The sequence below is a fragment of the Mesorhizobium opportunistum WSM2075 genome, from assembly GCF_000176035.2.
GTDB classification, from domain to species: Bacteria; Pseudomonadota; Alphaproteobacteria; order Rhizobiales; family Rhizobiaceae; genus Mesorhizobium; species Mesorhizobium opportunistum.
In genome coordinates this window covers 1,188,123-1,209,328 of record NC_015675.1, presented here as the reverse complement: position 1 = coordinate 1,209,328, position 21,206 = coordinate 1,188,123, and the positions used below count along the sequence as shown (strand labels likewise).

Annotated in this window: 22 protein-coding genes; 10 read left to right on the top strand and 12 right to left on the bottom strand. The window is 63.9% G+C overall.

The features are described 5' to 3' along the window. Positions 1-107: 107 nt before the first annotated feature. Positions 108-1,391 carry an MFS transporter gene (locus MESOP_RS05775; protein ID WP_041164012.1) on the bottom strand — a complete coding sequence of 428 codons (1,284 nt, stop codon included), beginning with the start codon at positions 1,389-1,391 and terminating at the stop codon, positions 108-110. Between the two features lie 74 nt (positions 1,392-1,465). On the opposite strand from MESOP_RS05775, the gene MESOP_RS05770 reads away from it, so the two are divergent. Beyond that, positions 1,466-2,083: a TetR/AcrR family transcriptional regulator gene (locus tag MESOP_RS05770; protein WP_013892389.1), complete on the top strand. Its 618-nt coding sequence runs from the start codon at positions 1,466-1,468 to the stop codon at positions 2,081-2,083. A gap of 44 nt (positions 2,084-2,127) precedes the next feature. After that, positions 2,128-2,721, top strand: coding sequence for a hypothetical protein (locus tag MESOP_RS05765; RefSeq protein WP_013892388.1), 594 nt, complete (start codon positions 2,128-2,130; stop codon positions 2,719-2,721). A gap of 9 nt (positions 2,722-2,730) precedes the next feature. Here the strand turns inward: MESOP_RS05765 and ppa are convergent, their stop codons facing one another. From ppa to MESOP_RS05735, 6 genes are all read right to left on the bottom strand, one after another. Continuing rightward, positions 2,731-3,264 carry an inorganic diphosphatase gene (gene ppa / locus MESOP_RS05760; RefSeq protein ID WP_013892387.1) on the bottom strand — a complete coding sequence of 178 codons (534 nt, stop codon included), beginning with the start codon at positions 3,262-3,264 and terminating at the stop codon, positions 2,731-2,733. A gap of 202 nt (positions 3,265-3,466) precedes the next feature. Next, the gene (locus MESOP_RS05755) at positions 3,467-3,973 is read right to left on the bottom strand and encodes a GNAT family N-acetyltransferase (RefSeq protein WP_013892386.1); all 507 of its coding nucleotides are present in this window, start codon (positions 3,971-3,973) and stop codon (positions 3,467-3,469) included. A 165-nt stretch (positions 3,974-4,138) separates the two neighbouring features. After that, on the bottom strand, positions 4,139-4,777 hold the full coding sequence (locus MESOP_RS05750; RefSeq protein WP_013892385.1) for a TPM domain-containing protein: 639 nt from the start codon (positions 4,775-4,777) through the stop codon (positions 4,139-4,141). A 4-nt stretch (positions 4,778-4,781) separates the two neighbouring features. Beyond that, positions 4,782-5,678 (bottom strand): TPM domain-containing protein, encoded by an 897-nt coding sequence (locus tag MESOP_RS05745; RefSeq protein ID WP_013892384.1) that lies wholly within the window; start codon positions 5,676-5,678, stop codon positions 4,782-4,784. A 4-nt stretch (positions 5,679-5,682) separates the two neighbouring features. After that, complete coding sequence (locus tag MESOP_RS05740; RefSeq protein ID WP_041164011.1) at positions 5,683-6,528, bottom strand: TPM domain-containing protein; 846 nt, start codon at positions 6,526-6,528, stop codon at positions 5,683-5,685. Between the two features lie 169 nt (positions 6,529-6,697). After that, positions 6,698-7,336, bottom strand: a complete 639-nt coding sequence (locus MESOP_RS05735; protein WP_013892382.1) for a LemA family protein — start codon at positions 7,334-7,336, stop codon at positions 6,698-6,700. A gap of 198 nt (positions 7,337-7,534) precedes the next feature. Between MESOP_RS05735 and MESOP_RS05730 the strand changes: the two genes are divergently transcribed. The 6 genes from MESOP_RS05730 to MESOP_RS05705 all read left to right on the top strand — a co-directional run bounded on the left by MESOP_RS05730 (position 7,535) and on the right by MESOP_RS05705 (position 12,831). Beyond that, a complete protein-coding gene (locus MESOP_RS05730) occupies positions 7,535-7,786 on the top strand; it encodes a hypothetical protein (RefSeq protein ID WP_013892381.1) in 252 nt (83 codons plus the stop codon). Between the two features lie 13 nt (positions 7,787-7,799). Next, positions 7,800-8,684: a pyridoxal kinase PdxY gene (gene pdxY / locus MESOP_RS05725; RefSeq protein WP_013892380.1), complete on the top strand. Its 885-nt coding sequence runs from the start codon at positions 7,800-7,802 to the stop codon at positions 8,682-8,684. Continuing rightward, entirely contained in the window at positions 8,681-9,451 is a 771-nt protein-coding gene (locus MESOP_RS05720; RefSeq protein ID WP_013892379.1) for a DUF429 domain-containing protein, read from the top strand. Before pdxY ends, MESOP_RS05720 begins: the two co-directional genes overlap by 4 nt. Positions 9,452-9,596: 145 nt before the next feature. Then, entirely contained in the window at positions 9,597-10,241 is a 645-nt protein-coding gene (locus tag MESOP_RS05715) for a carbonic anhydrase (protein ID WP_013892378.1), read from the top strand. Then, the gene (locus tag MESOP_RS05710; RefSeq protein WP_013892377.1) at positions 10,238-10,672 is read left to right on the top strand and encodes a hypothetical protein; all 435 of its coding nucleotides are present in this window, start codon (positions 10,238-10,240) and stop codon (positions 10,670-10,672) included. The genes MESOP_RS05715 and MESOP_RS05710 overlap by 4 nt, the downstream gene beginning before the upstream one ends. A 104-nt stretch (positions 10,673-10,776) precedes the next feature. Beyond that, on the top strand, positions 10,777-12,831 hold the full coding sequence (locus tag MESOP_RS05705) for a M3 family metallopeptidase (protein WP_013892376.1): 2,055 nt from the start codon (positions 10,777-10,779) through the stop codon (positions 12,829-12,831). Between the two features lie 200 nt (positions 12,832-13,031). Here the strand turns inward: MESOP_RS05705 and MESOP_RS05700 are convergent, their stop codons facing one another. The 5 genes from MESOP_RS05700 to MESOP_RS05680 form a co-directional block, all read right to left on the bottom strand. Next, on the bottom strand, positions 13,032-14,507 hold the full coding sequence (locus MESOP_RS05700) for a M81 family metallopeptidase (protein WP_013892375.1): 1,476 nt from the start codon (positions 14,505-14,507) through the stop codon (positions 13,032-13,034). 80 nt (positions 14,508-14,587) lie between these two features. Next, positions 14,588-15,412, bottom strand: a complete 825-nt coding sequence (locus MESOP_RS05695; protein WP_013892374.1) for a carbohydrate ABC transporter permease — start codon at positions 15,410-15,412, stop codon at positions 14,588-14,590. Next, positions 15,409-16,278 (bottom strand): carbohydrate ABC transporter permease, encoded by an 870-nt coding sequence (locus MESOP_RS05690; RefSeq protein ID WP_013892373.1) that lies wholly within the window; start codon positions 16,276-16,278, stop codon positions 15,409-15,411. The genes MESOP_RS05695 and MESOP_RS05690 overlap by 4 nt, the downstream gene beginning before the upstream one ends. 208 nt (positions 16,279-16,486) lie before the next feature. After that, entirely contained in the window at positions 16,487-17,425 is a 939-nt protein-coding gene (locus MESOP_RS05685) for an IS110 family RNA-guided transposase (protein ID WP_013892107.1), read from the bottom strand. A 507-nt stretch (positions 17,426-17,932) separates the two neighbouring features. Beyond that, on the bottom strand, positions 17,933-19,165 hold the full coding sequence (locus tag MESOP_RS05680) for an ABC transporter substrate-binding protein (protein WP_013892372.1): 1,233 nt from the start codon (positions 19,163-19,165) through the stop codon (positions 17,933-17,935). A 183-nt stretch (positions 19,166-19,348) separates the two neighbouring features. On the opposite strand from MESOP_RS05680, the gene MESOP_RS05675 reads away from it, so the two are divergent. Both MESOP_RS05675 and MESOP_RS05670 read left to right on the top strand, forming a co-directional pair. Beyond that, entirely contained in the window at positions 19,349-20,119 is a 771-nt protein-coding gene (locus MESOP_RS05675) for an SDR family NAD(P)-dependent oxidoreductase (protein WP_013892371.1), read from the top strand. A gap of 2 nt (positions 20,120-20,121) precedes the next feature. Next, the gene (locus MESOP_RS05670; protein ID WP_013892370.1) at positions 20,122-21,192 is read left to right on the top strand and encodes an ABC transporter ATP-binding protein; all 1,071 of its coding nucleotides are present in this window, start codon (positions 20,122-20,124) and stop codon (positions 21,190-21,192) included. The last annotated feature ends 14 nt before the right edge of the window (positions 21,193-21,206 follow it).

Sequence of the window (21,206 nt, the reverse complement as noted above, 5' to 3'; positions counted from 1 at the left end):
AATCATGAACGTTTGATAACAATGAACAGGGCTGCCCTTTCCGTCTCCTCTCACGCCCAGAGATCAATAAGGCAACGGGCCCAAAAGGGGAGAAGGGAGGGCCGCGCCTATGCCGCTTGCGGTTCGGGATCGAAGGCCGGCCGGCTGGTATTGATCAGCAGCGAGATGCAGGCGGCGGCGATGGCCGTCATTCCGGCGATCAGGAAGGCCAGTTCGTAATTGCCCTGCAGTTCGCGCATGGTGCCGCCGAAGGCGGCCGCCGTGGCAGCTCCCACCTGGTGGCCGGCGACGATCCAGCCGAACACGATCGGTCCGCTGCGGTCGCCGAACGCCTCGTTGGCGAGCCTGAGCGTCGGTGGCACGGTGGCGATCCAGTCGAGGCCATAGAGCACCGCGAAGATGATCAGGCTGGTCGCCGAGAAGCCGGAATAAGGCAGGTAGATCAGCGACAGGCCACGGATGGCATAATAGACGCCAAGCAGCTTGCGCGGGTCGAAACGGTCGGTAAGCCAGCCGGACAGCGTCGTGCCGATCAAGTCGAAAATGCCCATCATCGACAGCAGGCCGGCCGCCTGCACCTCGCCGATGCCCATGTCGCCGCAGAACGCGATCAAATGCGTGCCGACCAGCCCGTTGGTGGTGAAACCACAGACGAAGAAGGTGGCGAACAGATACCAGAACACCCGCGTGCCGGCGGCGCGGCGCAGCGTGTTGAGCGTGTGCGCCAGGAAATTGCCTTGCGATGCCGGCGATGTCGGCGGCACGTCATCGGCCTCGGCGCCATAACGCACCATGCCGATCGAGGCCGGACGCTCCGGCACCAGCAACCAGACCAGCGGCAGCAGGCAGGCCGTGGCGACCGCGACCGCGATGGCGACCGGCTTCCAGCCGCCCGTTTGCGCAAGCGAGGCAAGCAGCGGCAGGAACACCAGGAGGCCGGTGGCGCTGGAGGCCGACATCAAGCCCATGACCAGTCCGCGATTGGTCTTGAACCAGCGGTTGACGATGGTGGCGCCGAGCACGCTGGCTACGGCGCCTGAGCCGATGCCGGAGAACACGCCCCAGGTGATGAAGAGGTGCCAGGGCTTGGTCATCAAAAGGCTGAGCGCGGTCGACCCCGACATGATCACCAGCGAGGCGATCAGCGTGCGGCGCAGTCCGATCCGCTCCATCAGCGCGGCGGCGAACGGACCAGTCAGGCCATAGAGCAGGATGCCGACACCGGCGGCCAGCGAGATGACGTCGCGCCGCCAGCCAAAGCTGTTTTCGAGCGGCAGCATCATGACGGCGGGTGCCGAGCGCAGACCGGCGGCGATCAGCAGGCAGAGGAAGATGACGCCGACCACGACGAAGGCGTAGCGCTGGCCAAATGGGCGGGATTGAGCTATCATGTTACTGACCGGTACGTTGCAGGGTGGGAACATGTATACGTACCGATCGGTAACACTGTCAATCGAGTCCCATGATGCCAACCGACAAAAATATTGAACTGACCATCAGCGATGGTCATGCATCGGCCCCGCCGAAGGCCGCCAAGAAGATCCTCGACGTCGCCTACGACCTGTTCTACCGGCGTGGCATAAGGGCGATCGGCGTCGACGAGATCGTCAAGCGTGCCGGCGTCACCAAGCCCAGCCTCTATCGCAGCTTCCCCTCCAAGGACGAATTGGCTGCCTCGTACCTGCGGCAATACGACCTCGAATTTTGGGAGCGCTTCGATGAGGCTGTCGACGCCCATCCTGGCGATCCGCGCGCGCAGATCAAGGCTTTCCTGACCCGCGTCGGAAAGCGCACGCAAAAACCCGATTATCGCGGCTGCGGTATGACCAACGCAGCGGTCGAATACCCCGAGCACGGCCATCCGGCCCGAATGGTGAGCGAAGACAACAAGCAGGAACTGCGCCGCCGGCTCCGCGCCATGGCCGCCGCGATGGGCGCTGGGGATGCCGACACGCTGGGCGACGGGCTGCTGCTGCTGCTCGAGGGCGCCTATATCAGCGGCCAGTTGTTCGGGCTCGGTGGACCGGCGCAGTCGGTCGCCCGCAATGCCGACCTGCTGATTGAAGCAAGCTTGAAGAAATAGCGATTGGCGATACGTTGTGGCGAGCTCCAACGGAGATATCCGTCATGCGCAACCTGCTGATCCCGCTTGCCGTCACCGGCCTCTGTCAGGCAGCCCATGCCGGTGACATATCGAGCGCCTATACCGATCTCGACTGGAAGAAGGACTGCGTGACCTACGCTCAGGCCGAACAAGGCGACGGCGACTGGGCCGACCTCGCCTGTTCGGGCTACCGCGGCTACCCCGTGCTGATCGCCTATGACGATGCCCGCGAATCGCTGTTTTATGGTTTTCCGCCCGGCGGCGACATGACATCCGCCTGGGAGAGTTTTTCCGCCTTCAATTCGTCCGGGGCCAAGATCGAATGGCGCGTCGAGACCAATGGCGACAAGGCCGTACCCTTCGCGGTCATTCACCGCCGCACGATCAGCAATGGCGAGGATGAGAACAAGTCGACCGAAGTGTTGCTCGTCGCCAAGGTCGGCCAGATGGACGCCCGCGTCGGCTGCACCGTCGGCCTCGTACTGGCCACCGGCAACTCGCAAGCCAACGACCAGGCGCGTAAACTCGCCGACGAGAAGGCGCGAACCTTCGCCTGCGGCAAGGACCGGCACACCGTCATCGGCAACGTGCCGGCCTTCGGCCGGGTCGACAACTGATCCGAAGCGCTACTTGCTCGCCTTGGCGCGTTCGATCGCGTCCATGATCATCTTCTTGGCGTATTTGGAATCGTGCCAGCCTTCGATCTTGACCCATTTGCCGGGCTCGAGATCCTTATAGTGCTCGAAGAAGTGCTGCACCTGCTGGCGTGTGATGTCGGGCAGTTGCGTATACTCGGTGACGTTCTCGTAGCGCAGCGTCAGCTTGGGCGACGGCACGGCGATGATCTTTTCGTCCTGACCGGCATTGTCTTCCATGATCAGCACGCCGATCGGCCGCACGTTGATGACGCAGCCCGGCACCAGTGCGCGCGTGTTGCAGACCAGCACGTCGATCGGATCGCCATCGCCCGACAGCGTGTGCGGCACGAAGCCGTAATTGCCGGGATAGCGCATCGAGGTGTGCAGGAAGCGGTCGACGAACAAGGTGCCGGCCTCCTTGTCCATCTCGTACTTGATCGGCTCGCCGCCGATCGGCACCTCGATAATGACGTTGACGTCCTCAGGCGGGTTCTTTCCGCTGGCTATGGCTTCGATGCGCATGGCTTTTGTCCCTCTCTCGATGGGGAGGAGATAGCGGGCGGCGCAGAATGGCGCAATGCGGCGAATGGTGCTGACTAACGTCGGGCGAGACGCGATGGCATCCGACACGTTCAATCATCGGAACAAGATGTTTCAGCGTCGTGATTTCGCGTTGGATACATCCCGTGAGCCTGCTTCGCTCTCCGCGATCAGCCCTCGGCGGTCATTCCCAGACGAAAGCGACCTTCTTCAGGGCCTTCTGCTCGAAGATCTCGACGCCCTCGGCGATGTCGCGGCCGCCGGCGCCGGCATAGAAGGCGAGCGCGCTCTGGTTGTCTTCCAGCGCCCACACCACCATACCTTTCAGGCCATGGTCGGCAAGGCGCGCCTTGGCGGCCGAAAACAGCCGCCTGCCGAGGCCGATGCCTTGATATTCCGGGCGCAGGTAGAGTTCGTAGATCTCGCCTTGCTGCTTGAGTTCCCGGGCCCGGTTCTTGCCGATCGTCGCGTAGCCGGCGATCGTGCCGCCGATCTCGACCACCAGGACGGTGGCGGCACGGCGAATCGCATTCGCCCACCAGTCGGCACCACGGCGGTTGATCATCGATGTCAGCGTGCGGTGCGGAATGATGCCGGAATAGGCGCCGCGCCAGGCTTCCAGATGCACTTCGGCGATAGCGCCAGCGTCGCGCGGCTCTGCCTTCCGGATGTCGATCGTCAGCGTATTCATGATTTGTTAACCATAAACCCGCACCGGCCGATTGCAAGAGTCCGGGCAGCCCGCCAACCGCTTTCTCACAGACGATCATGGCGTAGGTGACGTTGCGCAAAACCGTCCGGAAACAGGCCGGATCGGCAAGGCCCGGGTCGGCAAAGCAATCTCGACGGCAGGCGCTTAGATTTCGACCAGATGGTCGTCAAGCTCGTTGGTGTCGCCGGACGTGACCGGGAAATGCTCGGCCAGCACCGCGCCCACCTGCTCGATCGCCTTGACGAAACCGTCGGCAAGCCGGTCGTTGCCGGCATGCGCGGTCAAGTCGCGCACCACGCCGTCCCAGACATGCTGGCCGACCTTGGCGTCGATGCCCGAATCCGCGACCACCTCGGCATAGCGCTCGGCGATCGAGACGAAGACCAGCACGCCGGTGCGCGCCGTGGTGCGGTGGACGTTGCGGGCGAGGAACTGTTTGATCGCATTGGCGTGTGCCGCCTGATAGCGCAGCCGCCGTGGCACCATGTGGATGCGCAAGCCGGGCAGCGCCCACAGCAGGGCCAGCACGCAGGCCAGCGCCAAAAGCTGGGCGAGGACGAAATGCGGCAGCCGGATGGTGAGCCACCAGGCCTCCAGCCCATAGGCGACGGCGAGGCTGACGACCAGCATGCATAGCGTCGCCATCAAGGCGGCGGGGGCGAAATAGCCGTCGCTGGCATGCGCCACGACACAGTAGATCTCGCCGTCGGTCCTGGTTTCCGCGGCGCGGATCGCATCGGCGATGCGCTCATGATCCTGCGGGCTGATCGGTCGTGCTGCCATTGTCTCACCAGCTTCCTGAAGAACCGCCACCACCGGACGAGCCACCACCGCCCGAAAATCCGCCGCCGCCGCTGCTCGATCCCGAGGACCAGCCGCCGCCGGAGCTTCCCGACGACCAGCCGCCACCCGACGAGCCCGTTGTCCAGCCGCTGGTGCCTGAGGATCCGCTCGGGCCCCGGCCATAACGAAACGTCATGCCCAGCCATCTATACACGCCCGGCGACAGTTTTGTGCCGAACATCGGCGGCAGGAATGCCATCGCCAGGCCACCGAAGAACATCGTCGCCCATAGGATCAGGAACACCGCGGCAATCGGGTCGATGGATGTGCCGCTGTCGGCGGGATTGCGTTTTCCCCGCGCTTCCAGTTCCTCCGGATTGCCTTCGAGCACCATGACCATGTCGTCGACGGCCTTGGCTATGCCGCCGGAGAAGTCGCCGGCGCGGAAGGCCGGCACCATGTCGTTTTCGATGATCAGCTTGGTGTGCAGGTCGGTTAGCGTGCCTTCCAGCCCGTAGCCGACCTCGATGCGCATCTTGCGGTCGTTCGGCGCGACCAGCAGAAGCACGCCGTTGTTTTCTTTTGCCTGGCCGAGCTTCCAGAAGCGGAACAGCCGGTTGGCATAGGGTTCGATCTCCTCGCCGTCGAGGCTGGGGATCGTGGCGACGACGATCTGGTCGGAGCCCTTGGTCTCGAAGTCGGCGAGCTTCTGCGTCAGCGCCGCCTTGGTCGCGGCATCGATGATGCCGGCATTGTCGACCACCCGCCCGGTCAGGGCTGGCAGTTCGGCGGCGAAGGCGCTGAGCAAGGCAAACAGCAGCGCCACCATGGACATCAGGGCAAGGCGCAACCCCTTGGCGAAATGACCGGATATCGAAAGAGCGAGGGCGGGCCTTGGCATGGGCTCACCAGCTGCCAGATGAGCCGCCGCCGCCTGACGAACCGCCGCCGCCGGAAAAGCCACCGCCACCCGAAGACCAGCCACCGCCGGAACTACCCGAGGACCAGCCGCCGCTCGAGGATCGCCGGCCGGGCTCGAAGGTCATGCCGAGCCAGCGATAGCGTCCGGGTCCGAGCTTCTGGCCGAAGATCGGCGGCAGGATCGAGGCCGCGATGCTGCCGAAGAAGATGATTGCCCAGATGCTGATGAAAAGGGCGAAGAACAGGTCGTCGGAATTGAACGGCGCCTGCTGGTTGCGTTTTCCCCGCGCTTCCAGCTCCTCCGGATTGCCTTCGAGCACCATGACCATGTCGTCGACGGCTTTGGCTATGCCGCCGGAAAAATCTCCGGCGCGGAAGGCCGGCACCATGTCGTTTTCGATGATCAGCTTGGTGTGCAGGTCGGTCAGCGTGCCTTCCAGCCCGTAGCCGACCTCGATGCGCATCTTGCGGTCGTTCGGCGCGACCAGCAAAAGCACGCCATTGTTTTCCTTTGCCTGGCCGAGCTTCCAGAAACGGAACAGCCGGTTGGCATAGGGTTCGATCTCCTCGCCGTCGAGGCTCGGGATCGTGGCGACGACGATCTGGTCGGAGCCCTTGGTCTCGAAGTCGGCGAGCTTCTGCGTCAGCGCCGCCTTGGTCGCGGCATCGATGATGCCGGCATTGTCGACCACTCGGCCCGTGAGCGCCGGGAGGTCCGCGGCGACGGCGGTTAGCGGAAGGACCAAGAGAAGGAAGAAAATTAGGGCAAGAAAATTGAGGTTGGCGTTTCTTCGCACCCCCCTCTGGCCTGCCGGCCATCTCCCCCGCAAGGGGGGAGATTGGCAGCTTCGCTGTTGGCGCGAACCTTCAAACGCCGAAGATTGGCGAAAGTCGAAGTGCCAGCCGATCTCCCCCCTTGCGGGGGAGATGTCCGGCAGGACAGAGGGGGGTGTGACGGAACTCAAGGTCAACAAGGACCAGACCCGATTAATTGATCGTTCACCCACCCTGCTTCGTGCCGAAATCCACCTTCGGCACCTGCATCTTGTCTTCGTCCACCGTGAAATTGGCGAACGGCTCGTTGCCGCGGAACCAGAAGGTCGCCCACAGCACCGACGGGAAGGTCTTCAGCGTCAGATTGTAGTCTCTGACCGCCTGGATGTAGTCGCGCCGCGACACCGCGATGCGGTTTTCGGTGCCTTCGAGCTGCGCCTGCAGCGCCAGGAAGTTCTGGTTGGCCTTGAGGTCCGGATAAGCTTCCGATACCGCGATCAGCCGCGACAGGGCGCTGGTCAGCCCGGCCTGGGCATCCTGGAACTTCTTGAGCGCTTCGGGATCCTTGAGCGTTTCCGGCGTCACCGTGATCTGCGTCGCCTTGGCGCGCGCCTCGACCACCGCGTCGAGCGTGTCCTTCTCATGCGAGGCGTAGCCCTTGACCGTCTCGACCAGGTTGGGGATGAGGTCGGCGCGGCGCTGGTACTGGTTCAGCACCTCGCTCCAAGCCGCCCTGGCGTTTTCCTCGGCCGTCGGGATGGTGTTGTAGCCGCAGCCGGCAAGCAGCGGCAGCACGAAAGCCATCATCAGGAAGGCGGGAAGCGTGCGGAACATGGATGGTGAGGCAAGGCGCTGGGCAAGCATGATCGGTCCCTCGACAGAAGTTGCATGCGAAGCATTACCACAATCGGCGCGCAAGAAAACGGCCTCGGCGGGAACGGGTTATCGGCACGTTACCATCGGCCGCAAGACCCTGTAATAACTGGCAATATCCTGTAATTGACAAGACGCTGTAATTAGCAAGGCGATCACGATAAGGTCGGCGGAAGGCAGGACACCATCATGGCCGGACGACAGGACAGCGACAACGAATCGCGCCGTATCCTCGAGCGCGTCGCGCAGGAGACCGATCCGTCCGGCACCTCGCTGGTTGCGCGGACCGCGAAAGGCGTGCGCGACCACGTCGCCGCCGCCGACGCCGACCGCGCGGACCCGGTCGAGGTCTGGGGTACGCGCATTGGCAGGATACTCGGCCTGCTTCTGGCGCTGGGCCTGATGGTCTGGCTCGTGCTTTTCCTCATCCGGGGCAGCTAGGAATCAAAAAACAATGAGCGCCGAAAAACCCGACGCGCCGCGCGCGGTCATCGTCATTTCGAGCCATGTCGCCCGTGGTTCGGTCGGCAACCGCGCCGCCGTCTTTGCCTTGGAGACGCTGGGGTTCCCGGTCTGGGCGGTGCCGACTGTCATCCTGCCCTGGCATCCCGGCCACGGGCGGGCGACACGCATCGTGCCGCCGCTCGACCAGTTCAAGGCGCTGATGGCCGACCTCGAGCGCTCGCCGTGGCTGGGCGAGGTTGGCGCCGTGCTGTCGGGCTATCTCGGCGAGGCCGGCCAGGCCGAGGCTGTCGCCTCGTTGGTCGCCGCCGTCAAGGCCAGGACGCCTGATGCCGTCTATATCTGCGATCCGGTGATGGGTGATTCTGGCGGCCTCTATGTGCCCGAACCAACCGCCGCCGCCATGCGCGACCGGCTGATGCCGATCGCCGACATTGCCACCCCAAACCGCTACGAGCTGGAATGGATGGCCGGCGCGCCGCTTCCCGACCTCAAATCGGTGATCTCGGCTGCACTCCATGCCGGGCCGTCGACCATGCTGGTCACCTCGGCGCCGTCGATGATGACCGGTAGCACCGGCAATCTTCTGCTCGACGGCAGCCAGGCGCTGCTCGCCGAGCACCGCCTGATCGACAAGCCGCCGAACGGTCTGGGCGACCTGACGGCGGCCGTCTACCTCGCCCGCATCCTCTCCGGCCAACCGGCGATCAAAGCCCTGCAATCGACCACGGCGGCGGTCTACGAGATACTCGCGCGCACCGCAAAACGCGGCGGCGACGAGCTGCAGCTCGAAACCGACGCGCAGAGCCTGTCGCACCCGATGGCCATGGTGCAGCTGCGCCACCTCACGCATCCGGGGCGGGACCGCCGGGCGTGACATCGGCCGCGACCGCGCTCGTCGGCGCCGATGGCTGCAAGGCCGGCTGGATCGCCGTGCGCCGCGAACCAGGCTCGGCACCTTCGGTCGAGGTCTTCTCCAGCTTCGCGGCGCTGCTTGCGGCCAATCCCGACAACGCAGTCGTCGCCGTCGACATGCCGATCGGTCTGCCGGAGTTTTCGGGCAGAGGCGGGCGCGGACCGGAAGCGCTGGTGCGGCCGCTGCTCGGGCCACGCCAGTCCAGCGTCTTTTCGATCCCGTCCCGATCGGCGCTTTATGCGGACACCAACGAATTCACCACGATCGAAGCCTGGTACGCCGCGCATATCAGGGCAAGCGAGGTGGCCAGGACCACATCCGATCCGCCGCGCGGCGTTTCGATCCAGGCCTTTGGCATCTTCTCGAAGATCCGCGAGATCGACGCCTTGGTGATCGCGCGGCCCGATCTGCGCGGCCGCGTCTTCGAATCGCATCCGGAAGTCGCCTTCTGCCGCCTGAACGACGACCAGCCGATGCAGCTGCCGAAGAAGATCAAGGGCAGCATCAATCCCGCCGGCATGGCCGAACGCAAGGCGCTGCTGTGCCGGCACAGCTATGACATGGCCTTTCTCGACCAGGTGCCGCCGCGCGGCGCGGCCGCCGACGATTTTCTCGATGCCGCCGCGATGATGCTGATTGCCGGCCGCATCGCCAGCGGCAAGGCCAGGTCGTTTCCCAACCCGCCGCTCGTTGACGGTTTTGGCATACAGGTCGCCATCTGGGCATGACAGTATCGGCTGACGCCCCGCTTTGACGCATGGCATTTATGACTAGCCCTCACAATTCTGCATTGCTCGCAACAGGCTTTTACCGTTAGAGCCTTTCTCGACCGCAACGAGCTTCCGCCTCCAACTGGAAAGGCCTTAGCCGCCCATGCCGCATCTTCCCGACCACCTTCTCGCCGGCTACCGCAATTTCATGAACGGCCGTTATCTCACCGAGAGCGGCCGTTACCGCGAGCTCGCCCGCGAGGGGCAGGCACCTGAGACCATGATCGTTGCCTGCTGCGATTCGCGCGCCGCGCCCGAAGCGATCTTCGATGCCGGCCCGGGTGAACTCTTCGTGCTGCGCAATGTCGGCAATCTGGTGCCGCCCTACGAGCCGGACGGCGAGTTCCATTCGACTTCGGCCGCGCTCGAATTCGCGGTCCAGAGCCTCAAGGTCAAAAACATCGTGGTCATGGGCCATGGCCGCTGCGGCGGCATCCGCGCCGCGCTCGACCCCAACTCGGCGCCGCTGTCGCCCGGCGACTTCATCGGCAAGTGGATGAGCTTGATCGCGCCCGCCGCCGAGACCGTCTCCTCCAGCACCTTCATGACGGCGACCGAGCGTCAGACGGCACTCGAGCGCATCTCGGTCCGCTATTCCATCGCCAACCTCAGGACTTTTCCCTGCGTCTCGATCCTGGAGGGCAAGGGGCGGCTGTCGCTGCATGGCGCCTGGTTCGACATTTCGACCGGCGAACTCTGGGTAATGAACAAGGAGACCGGCGATTTCGAGCGGCCGGTGCTGGAATGAACGGCAAGGCGCGGCAAGTGGTGAACGTCCGGTCGGTCGTTTTCACTACCGCCGCGCTGCTGGTCGCCATCGTGGCCGCCCGCGCCGATGACCGCGCCATCATCAGCCGCTGGTATTCGGCGCTGCTGGTCGCCGACCGCACCGAACTCTCCGACCTGCTGGCCGATGACGTCCGCATCAAGCTCGACGACCTCGGCATCGTCCAGAACAAGCAGGAATTCATCGCCTCGATCGACGAATGGAGGGGCGCGGTCGCGGGTGCTGCGATCCGCCACCGGATAGAGAAGAGCGAGGCCGGCGTCACCACGGTCATCGCCTGCTACGACTTCCCCGGCAACGACATGCTGATGCATGAGACTTTCGCGGTCACCGACAACCGCATCACCGCCAGCTCACAAGCGGCGATCGCCGAAAACTGCGACGGGTTCTGAGGCGGCCGACTGCCATATTGCGGGCCCGAACGCCACGCCCTACATCGGTGACACCGAGCCGTCCTTGCCACCCCCCACTTGCCACCACCAGCGAAAGACCATTCATGCCCTCCACGAAAACCGTCGATCTCGCCGCCCATCCGCTGACCGCGTGGCAAGGGCCGCTCGGCCTGCCCGATTTTGCCCATATCGGCGACGGCGATTTTTCCCCGGTCTTCGACGCCGCGCTGAAGGCGCATGAGGCGGAGATCGAAGCGATCGCCGGCAATAAGGAGGCGCCGACCATCGAGAACACGCTTGCCGCGCTGGAACTCGGCGGCGAGGCGCTCGATCACGTCTCGTCGATCTTCTGGTGCCGGGCCGGCGCTCACACCAACGAGGCGATCCAGGCACTGGAGCGCGACATCTCGCCGAAGATGTCCAGGCACTTCTCGGCGATCTCGATGAACGAGAGGCTGTTTGCCCGCATCGACGACCTCTACCAGCGCCGCGAGAGCCTCAAGCTCGACGCCGAAACCCTGCGGGTCCTGGAAAAGACCTGGAAAGGCTTCGTCCGCTCCGGCGCCAAGCTCGACGCCGAGGGTAAGAAGCGGCTGGCGGCGATCAGCGAGGAACTGTCCTCGCTCGGCACGACTTTCGGCCAGAACGTGCTGGCCGACGAGCGTGACTGGGCGCTGTTCCTCGACGAGGCCGACCTTGCCGGCCTGCCGGATTTCCTGAAGAGCGCCATGGCGGAAGCCGCCGAGATGCGCGGCCAGAAGGGCCGCTACGCCGTCACCCTGTCGCGCTCGATCTATGAGCCGTTCACGACCTTCTCGGAACGCCGCGACCTGCGTGAGATCGCCTTCCGCGCCTTCACCATGCGTGGTCAGAATGGCGGCGCCACCGACAACACATCCGTGGTGCGCGACATGCTGAAGCTGCGTTCCGAAAAGGCCGGGCTGCTCGGCTACGCCTCCTTCGCCGCGCTGAAGCTCGACGACACCATGGCCAAGACGCCGAAGGCGGTGCACGCGCTGCTCGACCCTGTCTGGAAGAAGGCGCTGGAAAAGGCCGCCGCCGACCAGACCGAATTGCAGCGGCTGGCGGCGGAGGCCGGCAGCAACGAGAAATTCGCCGCCTGGGACTGGCGCTTCTACCAAGAGAAGCTGCGCGCCGAAAAGTTCGCTTTCGACGAGGCGGAACTGAAGCCTTATCTGCAGCTTGACCGCATCATCGACGCCTGCTTCGACGTGGCGACAAGACTGTTCGGCATCACTTTCGAGGAGAAGAAGGGCATTGCCGCCTGGCATCCCGACGCGCGTATCTTCGTGGTGAAGAATGCCGACGGCAGCGAGCGCGGCCTGTTCCTTGCCGACTATTTCGCGCGGCCTTCCAAGCGTTCCGGCGCCTGGATGAGCGCGCTGAAGTCCGGCTACCGGCTCGGCCACGGCTCGAAGCCGGTGATCTACAACATCATGAACTTCGCCAAGCCGCCGGCGGGCGAGGCGGCATTGCTGTCGGTCGACGAGGCGAAGACGCTGTTCCATGAATTCGGCCATGCGCTGCACGGCATGCTGACTGACGTCACGTGGCCTTCGGTCGCCGGTACCTCGGTCAGCCGCGATTTCGTCGAACTGCCCTCGCAGCTTTACGAGCACTGGCTGACGGTGCCGGCGGTGCTGGAAAAGCACGCGCTGCATGTCAAGACCGGCAAGCCGATGCCGAAGGCGCTGCTCGACAAGATGCTGGCCGCGCGCACCTTCGGCGCCGGCTTCGCCACCGTCGAATTCACCGCCTCGGCCTTGATGGACATGGCCTATCACGCCCGGCCCGATGCCCCGGCGGAGCCGCTTCGTTTCGAAGCCGAAACGTTGGAGAAGCTCGACATGCCGGACACCATAGCGATGCGCCACCGCACCCCGCATTTCGGCCATGTCTTTTCGGGCGACGGCTATTCGGCTGGCTACTATTCCTACATGTGGTCCGAGGTGCTCGACGCCGATGCATTTGCCGCCTTCGAGGAGACCGGGGATCCCTTCAATCCGGCGCTCGCCGAGCGGCTGCGGAAGAACATCTACGCCGCCGGCGGCTCGAAGGACCCGGAAGAGCTTTACACCGCGTTCCGCGGCAAGATGCCGTCGCCCGAAGCGATGATGGTGAAGCGCGGGCTGGTGTAGCGTCTTCCCTTCTCCCCCTGCGGGAGAAGGTGGATCGGCGCGCAGCGCCGAGAGACGGATGAGGGGTGTTCCAGCGGAGTGAGGCGTCGATGATCGGTCCACCCTCATGGCCGGACAAGCGATGACGCCAAGCTGGAACACCCCTCATCCGACCTCGCTTCGCGAGGCCACCTTCTCCCTCAAGGGGAGAAGGAAGAACCCTATGCCTTCCAAGGATCCGCCACCCTTGGCCACACCGGCCGCGTCAGCTTCTTGTAATCGGTCACCGCCGGATTGCTGGGATACGAGCTCGGCGCCGAGACATAGATGATCTCGGCGGCGATCGGCTCGAAGCCGGCATAGAAATGGTTGGTCGACTTGATCAGCAGCACGTCCTTGCTCATTGGATCGACACCGATGTTGGAAAAAATATCGGGCTCGAAGGTTTGCGTGCGGTTGGTGTTGAGGATGATGTCGACCTCGGTGCCTTCGATGCGGACCAGTGCCGCCGGTCCGAGCGTCACCCGGCTTGGGCCGAAACTCTGCCATCCCTCCGGAACCGCCTTCAGCACCTTGACGCGCGCGTCGATCGGCTCGCCCGCCAACGGCCCAGCCTTGCCGCCGAAGCGCAGGTCGATGACAGCGCCTTCGCCCGCAGCCTGGCAGAAGGTCACCGCGATCGGGTCCCAGATCGTCGCCACGCCAACGTTCTTCAAGCCGCGTTCCAGCATGGCGCGCAGCACGACGGTGCCATCGCCGGCAACGCCGCCACCGGGATTGTCCCAGATATCGGCGATGACCACCGGCCTGTCCTGTCTTTCAGCCCGCACGGCCAAGGCGCGATCGATGCCGTCGGCGGCACTAAGCATCGTCATCGCCGTCTTCTCGCGCATGGCATAGAGCTCCCGCCCCAGCCGTTCCGCCAGCGCATCGCCCTTTTCCTTGTCATTGTCGGTGACGACCAGGATGCGCGTGCCCATCTCGGGAACATCCGCCGCCATGAAGCCGTGGATGACCGAGACCGACAGCACGCCATCCTTGCCCTGCAGCGCCTTGATGCGGTCGACGAAGGAGCGCATCGGCTCGCGGCTGGTCGGCAAAACCTGGATCATGCGGCAGTCGAAGGTCGAGATGACCGGCTTGATTTCGCCGCGCGCCGCCGCCAGCCCGAGCTCGACGACATGCTCGCCGCGTTCGTAGAAATCGGTGTGCGGGAACTCCAGGAAATAGGCCATGATATCGGACGCCGCCACGCGCTTGGGCGTCAGATGGCTGTGCGGATCGAATTCGGAGGCGATCACCACATCCGGCCCGACCATTGCGCGGACGCGCTCGAGCAGATCGCCTTCACAATCGTCGTAGCCTTGCGCCACCATGGCGCCGTGCAGTCCGAGGATGACCGCATCGACCGGCAGCGCCGCCTTGAGCTGGCCGAGAATCTCGTCGCGCAATGCCTCATAGGTCTGCCGCTGGACCAGGCCGCCGGGCTCGGCCCAGGTGGCGGTGCCTTCGATCACGGTCAGTCCCTCGGCGGCCGCGCGCCGGCGCAAGGCGACGATCGGCGAGGAGCACAGCGTCGGCGTCTCCGGATGCTTGCCCGGTCCGGCATAGAAGGCCATCTCGAACGAGGCCCGGTCTGTCGGCACCGGCGAAAAGGTGTTGGTTTCCGTCGCCAGCGAGGCGGTGAAGATGCGCATGAAAGCTCCAGAGTGGACTTTTGTTTTCGCAATTCCGGACGGAAAACCGCTGCACACTTTTCCTGGAATTGCTGGGATTGCTATTTGACGGCCCCGAGCGCCAAACCCCGAACCAGGTAGCGCTGCAGCCAGATGAACAGGATCGCCACCGGCAGCGTCGCCAGCAGCGTCGCGGCCATGACGTGATGCCACTCGATCGTGTAGCGGCCGGCGACCAGCGAGAACACCTGGATCGGCAGCGTATAGCTTTCCTGGCTGCGCAGCATGGTGAGCGCGACGACGAACTCATTCCAGGCGTTGATGAAGGTGAAGATCGCTGTCACCGCGATTGCCGGCAGGCAGAGCGGCAGGAACACTTTTCGCAGCGTCAGCCAGCGGCCGGCACCCTCCATCCAGGCGGCTTCCTCGAGATCGCGCGGAATGGTGTCGAAATAGCTCTGCAGCATCCACACGGTGAAGGCGACGTTGAAGGCCATGTAGATGAAGCCCAGCGCCGTCGTCGATTCGACCAGCCCCCAGGCGGCCATCAGCCGGAACAGGCCGAGCACCAGTACGATCGGCGAGATCATCTGCGAGATCAGCAGGAACTGACGGAAGGCGCCGTAACCGGCAAAGCGGAAGCGCGACATGGCATAGGCCGCAGGCACCGAGATCAGGATCGCGCCGACCGTGGCGATGACCGAGACGTAGAGCGAATTGGCCAGCGCCTGACCGAAGCCGGTGGCTACCCACATGTCGGAGAAATTCGACCAGCGGAACTCGCTCGGCCACCATGTCGGCGACAGCACCTCCTGCCGCGGCTTGACCGCGGTCAGGAACATCACCGCGAAGGGAAAGATCGTCACCACGATCAAGGGCGCCAGCAGCAGCCATGCGATGACGGTGCGTTTGAGTTTACTTGTCATGCGCGCTGCTCCCGCATCGCCAGCCGCACATAGATCATGGTGAAGATGAGCAATATGGCGAACATCACCAGCGACACGGCGGAGGCCTCGCCCAGCTTGCCGATGCGGAAGGCGAGCTTGTAGAGGTGGGTGACCAGGATATCGGTCGAGTTCGCCGGCCCACCTTGCGTCATCACCCAGATGATCGGGAACGAGTTGAAGACATAGATCGTGTTGAGCACGATGGCGATGTTGATGAACGGCTTCAACAGCGGAAAGGTGATCTCGCGGAACTGCTGCAGCGGTGTCGCCCCTTCCAGCGCCGCCGCCTCGTAGAGATCGTCGGGGATCGACGACAGGCCGCCGAGGAAGATCGTCGTGGTGAACGGCACCGTCACCAGTATGCCGATCAGCACCTGCATCGGAAAGGCGGTCTCGGCCTGCGCCAGCCACTGGATGTTGTGGTCGATCAGGCCCAGCCCGATCAGCGCCGAATTCAGCATGCCGCTTTCACCGCTCAGCGCCCAGCGCCAGACGACCGCCGTCATGGTCAGCGATACCGCCCAGGGCAGCATGATGATGACGCGGGCAATGCCGCGGCCATAGAAATCGGTATTGAGGATCATCGCCACCGGAACCGACAGCAACAGCGCCCCGCCAACCACCAGCACGGTCCACAGCCCCGTGCGCCAGAGCGCGGCGATGAAATCGGGATCGGCGGTGAGCGCGGCAAAATTGGTCAGGCCCGAGAAATCGCGCAACTGGCCAAAGCGGCTGACGTCATGCGTCGAGATCTGGATCAAATCCCAGACCGGCCAGAAGATGACGACCGCCGCCAGGAACAGGCTGGGCAAGGTCAGGAGGTAGGGCAGGAAGCGATTTTGCATCGGCTGGCTTTGTACCGCGTTGCGGGGAGATTGGATTTCGCTGCTTAACAGATTGAGTTGGTCCGGCCTCGTTCTTTTCAGGACACCGCTTCAGGATTGCTTACAACCGTAAGCGCCGTCCTCACTTGCCTGCCCGTCCTCCGCAGCAGTTGCGGAAGGGAGCCCTTCCTCTCCCCCGTCGACCGGGGGAGAGCGACTGTCTGGGGTGTCAAGTTGCATTTGCGAACTCGGCTCGCGCATCGCGTGCTTTTGCATTGAGGATGACGAGGAGTTTTCGGGCGAGTGCGATGCGGATGAGCATTTTGGACTTTCCGGCCTGTTGCAACCGCTGAGCGAACGCTTTGAGATGGGGATCGAACTTGGCCACGATGGCCGCGACGATGAAGAGGATGCCTCGCGGCCCGGCGCGTCCGCCGCGCACATGCCTGTTGCCGGCCCGCCTGCCGCTGTCATCTGCGATGGGGGCGAGGCCTGCCAGCTTAGCGATGGCTTTGTTGGAGATGAGGCCGATCTCAGGCAGTTCGGCCATCAGGCGGGCGACGGTGCGCCCGGCCACCCCCTTGAGCGAACGGAAGGCCCGCTCCAGCCTGGCCCACAGCGGATCGTCGTCGATCATCGAGGCAATCTCGCCTTCCAGCCGTCGTTGCTCGCGCTTGAGGAAGGCCAGCATGGCCTCGATGCTGGCGCATGTCTCGGCGTCGCGTGCGGCACTTCTGCGCTGCTTGTTGATGGTCGCATCGCCGACAACCTGGCAAAGCCGCGCAACCAGTGCGGCGAGCCGCTGCTGGGCAGCGCTCGGCGGTGGCGTGGGGACCGTCTTCTTGACTTCGCTGTAATGGGCGATGACAGCAGCGTCGATCCGGTCGGTCTTTTCCAGATAACCCATCGCCTCGGCGAAGCGACGCACGCTCTTGGCATTGACCACGCCGCACGGCATGCCATGCGCCCACAAAAGCATGAACCCCAGCCTCTCATAGCCGCCCGACGCCTCCATCACCGCCATTGCTGCGCCGTGGCCACGGCAGAACAGCCAAAGAGCTGCGATGCCCGTCGCGTCATTGGCGAAACGCTCTGCCGCACCGCCTGGCCAGACATGCGCGTCCAGCCAATCCTTCGAAACATCAACTCCACAAATGATCTTGTTCACGGTAACCTGCCTTGTGCGTACGGTTGGAACCAAGCGACTGTTCGGTCGTGCGTGACGAAGGCGAAGATCCCAAGCTCTCCCGCGGCTGTAACCTCAGGTGGTACGGGCGACTTCGCCAAGCCAAGGTCCGGGCGGCCGCCCGGACCTTGGCTCAATCGCTTCAATCCCACGAAATCGCTCTCGTGTAGATACAAGGTGTCGAGCGAAGCTCGACGGAGTGGGGGTCGACCCCTGGGCGCAAGGCGATGCGAGGCTTGCGCCTGGTGCTCTTCCTATATCCGTTCGCGGCGGCTGCCAGGTGGTTCCCCCACTCCGTCTCGGCTTCGCCGAGCCACCTCTCCCCCTCCGGAGGGAGAGGAAAGGAGCCTGGCTGGGCGGCGCCGACGTAGACGATTTTGTTTCTGCTGAAGATTGAGTGGCGCGCCCCGCCTGAGTCTGGGGCGCGCCACGGGGCGCAGGGAGATACGCCCTATTCCTTCAGCAGCCCCTATTTCTCTAGCACCGCCCCTACTTCTTCAACACTGCATTGGCCTTCGCCGCCGCGTCCTTCAGGCCTGCCTCGGGGTCGCCGCCGAGATAGATCTTCTGCATGGCGTCCGACGTGATCTGGGCGACTTCTTCCCAACCCGGGATGACCGGCGCGAAGCGGGCGTCGGGCAGGAGCGCGGTGAAGGCGGCCAGATCGGCGTTGTTGACGTAGTAATCCATCTTGGCCTCTTCCTTGTTCACCGGCAGGAAGCCCTCGCCTTGCGTGAACTTGGCGCGCTGCTCCGTGGTGAACAGGAAGTCCATCAGCTTCCAGGCCTCGTCCTTGTTCTTGGAGTTCTTGAACATGATCATGGAATCGGTGACGCCATAGGTGCCGCGTGCGCCGGTCGGACCGGCCGGAATGGCGGCGACGCCGTATTTCAGCGTCGGTGCCTCGTCCTTGATCTGGTTGGATAGGAAGGGCGCGGTGATCATCATGCCGACCTTGCCCTGCTTGAACAGGTTCTGCACGTCCTCACGGTTGTTGGAGGTGACGCCCGGTTCGGTCAGCCCCTCGTCGATCATCGACTTGTAGAGCTTGGCGGCTTCGAGCGCGCCTGGCGTGCCAAGGCCCGACGTGCCGTCCTTGTTGAGGATCTCGGTGCCTTGCGACCACATCGCGTAGTAGTAATAGACGTCCGTCTCGATCTCCTTGCCCTGCAGGCCGAACCCGAAGGCGCCGGTCCCCAGCGCCTTGATCTTGCGGGCGTCTTCCTGCAGCTCGGTCCAGGTTGCCGGCGGCTTGGCGATGCCGGCCTTCTCGAACAGTTCCTTGTTGTAATACATGGCGCGCGCCGAGGCGGCGATCGGCAGGCCGTAGGTCTTGCCGTTCATGATCGAGGGCGACAGGAACGTGTCGATGAAGCGGTCCTTGAATTCGGGCGTGATGTAGCCATCGAGCGGCTCCGCGACATCCTGCTGGACAAAGTCGATCAGCCAGCGCGTGCCGATGATCGACAGATCGGCATTTGTGCCGGCGGTGATGTCGGTGGTCAGCTTCTGCAGCAGCACATCCCACGGCACGACTTCGAACTTGACGGTGATGCCGGGATTCTTCGCTTCGAATTCCTTCTTCACTTCCTCGAAATAGGGGCCGGTCTTGGCGCTGTATTCGGCAACGGTGACCCGTACTTCACCCGCATTCGCCTGCGCCGCGAAGGCCAGCATGCTCATTCCGGCCATCAGGCCGACAGTCCATTTCGCAAGGTTCATCTGATCTCTCCCATTTTGTCCGCGCCTTTGCGCTCCTTGAGCCTGATCGTTGGCACAAGATTTATGTGACTTTCCTACATTATCGATGAATCAGCCGCATGCAAGCGGATTAATATGTTGCTTAATTACATTCCCTTCATTAGCCTGCCGGCATCTGCCTGACCTGCGGGAGGAGCAAGCGCCGTGGTTTCGAAAGCCGAATTCGAAGGCCGCACTGTCGTTGTCACGGGCGCCGGCGGTGGCCTTGGCTCGGCGATCGTCGCACTGCTGGCCGACAGGGGCGCGCGGGTGGTCGGCTGCGACCAGTCCGACGAGGCGCTGGCCAGCCCACACCTTGCCTCGCGCCATGTTTTCAACCTTCTCGACCGGGCATCGGTGGAGAAGGCCATTGCTGCCGTGCTCGACAAGGATGGCGTGCCCGACATCCTGATCAACAATGCCGGCTGGACACGTGCCGAAACGCTGAAAGCGCTGACGGCGGACAAGATCGAGCACGAACTCGACCTCAACCTGACCGGGGTGATGATGTTCGCCGACCCCATTGCCAAGGCAATGGCCGCGCGCGGTTCGGGCAATGTCGTCTTCATCTCCTCCGTCAACGCCATCGCGCATTTCGGCAATCCCGCCTACGCCGCCGCCAAGGCCGGCATCAACGCCTATGCCAAATCGATCGCGGTCGAGCTTGGCCGCAGCGGCGTGCGCGCCAATGTCGTCTGCCCGGGATCGATCCGTACCGCCGCCTGGGACCATCGCCTTGCCAAGGATCCGGAGATCCTCGGCAAATTGCAGCGGCTCTACCCGCTCGGCCGCATCGTCAACGCTTCGGAAGTAGCCGAGGCGGTGGCCTTCCTTGCCTCGGACCGCGCATCGGGCATAACAGGCGTGGTGATGCCCGTGGATGCCGGGCTGACCGCCGGCTGCCTGCCCTTCATCGACGACATATTGGGAGCGTGACCATGACCGACGTCGAGTTTCGCGACCTGTCGAAATCCTTCGGCCAGCACAAGATCCTCGAGAACATAAGCCTCGATATCAAGAGCGGCGAGTTCGTGGTGCTGGTCGGCCCATCCGGCTGCGGCAAGTCGACCTTGCTGCGCATGCTGGCTGGCCTGGAGACGATCACCTCTGGTGACCTTTTGATCGGCGGGGTGCGTGCCAACGACTTGCCGCCGCAGCAGCGCAACATCGCCATGGTCTTCCAATCCTATGCGCTGTTCCCGCATCTCAAGGCCTCCGACAACATCGGCTTTGGCCCGAAGATCCGCGGCGAGACGCGCACGGCCATCGACGACAAGGTCAAGAAGGCCTCCGGCGTCCTCAACCTGTTCTCCTATCTCGACCGCTACCCCCGGCAATTGTCGGGCGGCCAGCGCCAGCGCGTCGCCATGGGCCGCGCCATCGTGCGCGAGCCGTCGGTGTTTCTGTTCGACGAACCGCTGTCCAATCTCGATGCGCAGTTGCGCGTGCAGATGCGCGTCGAGATCAAGGCGCTGCACCAGCGGCTGAAATCGACCATCGTCTACGTCACCCACGACCAGATCGAGGCCATGACCATGGCCGACCGCATCGTCGTGATGGACCGCGGCCGGATCCAGCAGGTCGGGGCGCCGCTCGAACTCTACGACAGGCCGGCCAACAAGTTCGTCGCCGGCTTCCTTGGCTCCCCGTCGATGAGCTTTGTCTCCGGGGCTCTCAAGACGACGCCCGAGAGGACCTGGTTCGAGTCGATCGGCGGCGGCCGGCTTGCGCTTGCCGGCAACCCGCTGCCGGCGGGCAGCGCGGTCGAAGCCGGCATCCGGCCCGAGCACTTCATCATCGGTGAAACGACCGACGCCATGGCGCTGAAGGTGGATGTGGTCGAGCCGACCGGCTCCGAGACCCATGTCTATGGTTCCATTGGTGTCGACGCGGTGCGTGCCGTGTTCCGCGACAGGGTGCCGGTCAGGCCTGGCGATCTGCTGCCGGTCTCGGTCGATCCCGCCAAAATCCATCTGTTCGACACCGCGACGGGCCTGCCGCTGAGATGACGACGGAAGCGCCA

Coding starts and splice junctions, on each gene's coding strand:
- MESOP_RS05695 (WP_013892374.1), bottom strand. CDS start 15,412: ATGACAAGTAAACTCAAACGCACCGTCATCGCATGGCTGCTGCTGGCG.
- MESOP_RS05670 (WP_013892370.1), top strand. CDS start 20,122: ATGACCGACGTCGAGTTTCGCGACCTGTCGAAATCCTTCGGCCAGCAC.
- MESOP_RS05775 (WP_041164012.1), bottom strand. CDS start 1,391: ATGATAGCTCAATCCCGCCCATTTGGCCAGCGCTACGCCTTCGTCGTG.
- MESOP_RS05735 (WP_013892382.1), bottom strand. CDS start 7,336: ATGCTTGCCCAGCGCCTTGCCTCACCATCCATGTTCCGCACGCTTCCC.
- MESOP_RS05750 (WP_013892385.1), bottom strand. CDS start 4,777: ATGGCAGCACGACCGATCAGCCCGCAGGATCATGAGCGCATCGCCGAT.
- MESOP_RS05745 (WP_013892384.1), bottom strand. CDS start 5,678: ATGCCAAGGCCCGCCCTCGCTCTTTCGATATCCGGTCATTTCGCCAAG.
- ppa (WP_013892387.1), bottom strand. CDS start 3,264: ATGCGCATCGAAGCCATAGCCAGCGGAAAGAACCCGCCTGAGGACGTC.
- MESOP_RS05755 (WP_013892386.1), bottom strand. CDS start 3,973: ATGAATACGCTGACGATCGACATCCGGAAGGCAGAGCCGCGCGACGCT.
- MESOP_RS05690 (WP_013892373.1), bottom strand. CDS start 16,278: ATGCAAAATCGCTTCCTGCCCTACCTCCTGACCTTGCCCAGCCTGTTC.
- MESOP_RS05700 (WP_013892375.1), bottom strand. CDS start 14,507: ATGCGCATCTTCACCGCCTCGCTGGCGACGGAAACCAACACCTTTTCG.
- MESOP_RS05680 (WP_013892372.1), bottom strand. CDS start 19,165: ATGAACCTTGCGAAATGGACTGTCGGCCTGATGGCCGGAATGAGCATG.
- MESOP_RS05705 (WP_013892376.1), top strand. CDS start 10,777: ATGCCCTCCACGAAAACCGTCGATCTCGCCGCCCATCCGCTGACCGCG.
- MESOP_RS05710 (WP_013892377.1), top strand. CDS start 10,238: ATGAACGGCAAGGCGCGGCAAGTGGTGAACGTCCGGTCGGTCGTTTTC.
- MESOP_RS05730 (WP_013892381.1), top strand. CDS start 7,535: ATGGCCGGACGACAGGACAGCGACAACGAATCGCGCCGTATCCTCGAG.
- MESOP_RS05770 (WP_013892389.1), top strand. CDS start 1,466: ATGCCAACCGACAAAAATATTGAACTGACCATCAGCGATGGTCATGCA.
- MESOP_RS05715 (WP_013892378.1), top strand. CDS start 9,597: ATGCCGCATCTTCCCGACCACCTTCTCGCCGGCTACCGCAATTTCATG.
- pdxY (WP_013892380.1), top strand. CDS start 7,800: ATGAGCGCCGAAAAACCCGACGCGCCGCGCGCGGTCATCGTCATTTCG.
- MESOP_RS05765 (WP_013892388.1), top strand. CDS start 2,128: ATGCGCAACCTGCTGATCCCGCTTGCCGTCACCGGCCTCTGTCAGGCA.